The organism is Streptomyces sp. XM83C (genome assembly GCF_023072675.1).
GTDB lineage: Bacteria > Actinomycetota > Actinomycetes > Streptomycetales > Streptomycetaceae > Streptomyces > Streptomyces thermocoprophilus.
In genome coordinates, this window is sequence record NZ_JALLGL010000480.1 from 1 (window position 1) to 2,966 (window position 2,966).

General features: G+C 68.7%; 3 protein-coding genes. 2 read left to right on the forward strand and 1 reads right to left on the reverse strand.

All coding sequences use genetic code 11. From position 1 onward, the window contains the following. Positions 1 to 126 precede the first annotated feature (126 nt). Entirely contained in the window at positions 127 to 852 is a 726-nt protein-coding gene (locus MTQ10_RS29470) for a vWA domain-containing protein (RefSeq protein WP_247473467.1), read from the reverse strand. Between the two features lie 361 nt (positions 853 to 1,213). Between MTQ10_RS29470 and MTQ10_RS29475 the strand changes: the two genes are divergently transcribed. Beyond that, entirely contained in the window at positions 1,214 to 1,996 is a 783-nt protein-coding gene (locus tag MTQ10_RS29475) for a rhomboid family intramembrane serine protease (RefSeq protein ID WP_308404613.1), read from the forward strand. Positions 1,997 to 2,015: 19 nt separating this feature from the next. After that, the gene (locus MTQ10_RS29480) at positions 2,016 to 2,924 is read left to right on the forward strand and encodes a chitosanase (RefSeq protein ID WP_247473469.1); all 909 of its coding nucleotides are present in this window, start codon (positions 2,016 to 2,018) and stop codon (positions 2,922 to 2,924) included. The last annotated feature ends 42 nt before the right edge of the window (positions 2,925 to 2,966 follow it).

Here is a 2,966-nt window from a genome sequence, read left to right on the forward strand (position 1 = left end):
GTGCGGGTGACGTTTCCGTGTCCGACGTGTCTTCAGCGGATCGGGGTGCCGGTGCGGGGGCGGGTGCGGGTGCGGTGTGGGTTGTGCCGGACGGTGCTGGAGTGCGACACGTGAGGGTTTGGGGGGTCAGGGCGGTGGGATGATGCCGCGGGCGCGGGCGGCGGTGAGCCAGTGGGGGAATTCGCTGACGAGGTGGTCGTACAGGTCGGTGTCGGAGAGGTGTGTGGGGTGGGTGCCGGCGTGGAAGAAGCCGGCGTTGTCGACGATCCGTTTGTCGGGTACGGGTAGTTCGTCGAGTTTGCGGAGGAAGTCGAACTGTTTGCTGTGGGGGTTGCCGAAGCCGATGAACTGCCAGAACAGGGGCAGTGAGGATGCTTTGCACAGGTAGCGTTCGGCGGCGAGTTTGTTGATGGGGCCGCCGTCGGTCTGGAAGACGACGAGGGCGGGGTCTTTCGCTCCGCTGTCGAGGTAGTGGTCGATGACGGCGTCCATGGCGAGGTGGTAGCTGGTCTTGCCCATGTGGCCGAGGCCGGAGGCGATGCGTTCGACGGCGCCGCGGTGGTCGGTGAGGGTGATGTCGGTGACGGCGTCGACGTCGGTGGAGAAGAACACGACGGGTACGCGGCCGTCGTCGTCGAGGTGGGCGGACAGGCCGAGGACGCGGTCGGCGAGGGCCTGGACGCTGCCGTCGGCGTAGTAGGGCTTCATGGAGCCGGAGTAGTCGATGACGAGGTAGACGGCGGCGCGCAGGTCGTGGAGGCCGTGGCGGGCCAGGGAGGCGCCGGCGGTTTTGTACAGGCTGACCAGTGCGGGCGCGGTCTCCTTCACTTTGGTCAGGCTGATGGCGGTCATTCGGGCTCCCCCTTTGTGTGTGTCACCGGGTGCCGAGACTAGTGGCACGAGGGACCCCAGCGCTCTGCTCCTTCACAGGTGTTCGCTATTTTGTTCGCCGCCGTGCCGTCGCCGGCTCATGTCCCGTCCCACCAGTCGAGGAGCCGGTCCCGTGGAACCGTCCGAGTCCCCGTCCGACCCATCGGGGTCCCCGCCCGCGCCGCCCGCTGCGTCCGGGTCTTCTGCGCCGTCGGGGCCTGTGGTGACGACGTGCTATCGCCATCCCAGGGTGGAGTCGTATGTGCGGTGTGTGCGCTGCGACCGGTTCATCTGCCCGGCTTGCATGCGGGAGGCGGCCGTCGGGCACCAGTGCCCGGAGTGCGTGAGGGAGGGTGCGCGTTCGGTACGACAGGCCCGCACCCTGTTCGGGGCGCGGGTGCACGCGGTGCCGGTGGTGACGTACGCGTTGATCGTGCTGAACGTGCTGGCGTATCTCGCGCAGCTGGTGCGACCGCAGGTCACGGACCGGTTCGGGATGCTGGGTGCCGGGCTGATGGACGAGGAGGGCGCGCACTATCTGTGGGAGCCCGCGCTGCGGGAGGTGCTGAGCCCCGAGGGGGTTGCCGCGGGCGAGTGGGAGCGGTTGCTCACCGGGGCGTTCCTGCACATGCCGGTGACGCAGACGCCGCTCGGGTTGCTGCACATCGTGCTGAACATGGCCGCGCTGTGGAATCTCGGCCGGGTCGTCGAGACGCAGCTCGGGCGGGTCCGGTTCCTCGCGCTGTATCTGCTGTCCGCGCTGGGCGGCTCGGTGCTGGTGCTGTTGATCGCGCCGGGCGATCTGGTGATCGGCGCCTCGGGGGGCGTGTTCGGGCTGGGTGCCGCGTACTACGTGATCGCCCGTAGGGTGGGTGCCGCGATGCAGCCGGTGAACGGGTTCATGGTGTGGCTGCTGGTGTGGCTGGTGCTGTCGGCGGGTTTCGCGTCCTGGCAGGGGCATCTCGGTGGTCTGCTGGTCGGTGCGGCGGTCACTGCGGCGTACGCGTTCGTGCCGGGTGGGGAGCGGCGGTGGCTGGTGCAGGCGGGGGCGTGTGTCGTGCTGCTGGCGGTGCTTGTGGTGTGTGCGTGGGGCAAGGTCGTCCAGCTGACGGGAGGAGCGGCCTGACCGGGCCGTGGTGACTGTGATGAAACGTATCGGTTGTCTGGTTCTGGCCGCTGTTCCCGTGGTGGTGATGGCGGTGCTGTATGTCACCGCGTCCGGCGGGTCCGGCTCCGGTCCGGCGGGTGGCACCTCGGTGTCGCAGCAGGATCTGAAGGACACGAAGGCGCGTGCGTCGGGGACGACGAAGCGGTCCGAGGACGAGCAGGTGATCGCTGATGCGCCGCCGGGGCTGGCGGCGCCGGCCATGAAGGAGCTGGCTCAGAAGATCGTCTCCAGTGCGGAGAACTCCACGCTGAACTGGCGCAGCGCCTATGACTCGGTGGAGGACATCGGTGACGGCTGTGGTTACACGGCCGGTGTGGTCGGGTTCTGCAGTGGTACGCACGATCTGTTGTCGCTGGTGGAGAACTACACCAAGGCGCATCCGGGCAACGGTCTGGAGAGGTTCCTGCCGGCGTTGCGGAAGGTGGACGGCACGGATTCGCACGAGGGGCTCGATCCCGGGTTCCCCGAGGCGTGGCGGGCGGAGGCGAGGCTGCCGGAGTTCCGTGCGGCGCAGGACGCGGAGCGGGACCGGGTGTACTTCGATCCGTCGGTGCGTCTGGCGAAGCTGGACGGGCTGGGCGCGCTGGGGCAGCTGATCTACTACGACGCGATGGTGCTGCACGGTCCGGGCACCGACCGGGACGGGTTCTACGTGCTGCGGGACCGGACGCGGGCGAAGGCGAAGCCGCCGGCGGAGGGCGGTGACGAGACGGCGTATCTGAACGCGTTCCTGGACGTGCGGCGTGAGGCGATGAAGCTGCGGCCGACGATGCGGGACACGTCCCGGATCGACACCATGCTGCGTCGCTTCCTGAAGGACGGCAATCTGCAGTTGCGTACGCCGTTGCGGTGGACGGTGTACGGGGAGTCGTACCGGCTGCCGTAGGCGGCCGGGGCGGGGGCGGGGCTGGCTCTTTTACACATCTCC

Bases quoted from the DNA above. Each gene is read 5' to 3' on its own strand.
- MTQ10_RS29470 (WP_247473467.1), bottom strand. From the start codon at position 852: ATGACCGCCATCAGCCTGACCAAAGTGAAGGAGACCGCGCCCGCACTG.
- MTQ10_RS29480 (WP_247473469.1), top strand. From the start codon at position 2,016: ATGAAACGTATCGGTTGTCTGGTTCTGGCCGCTGTTCCCGTGGTGGTG.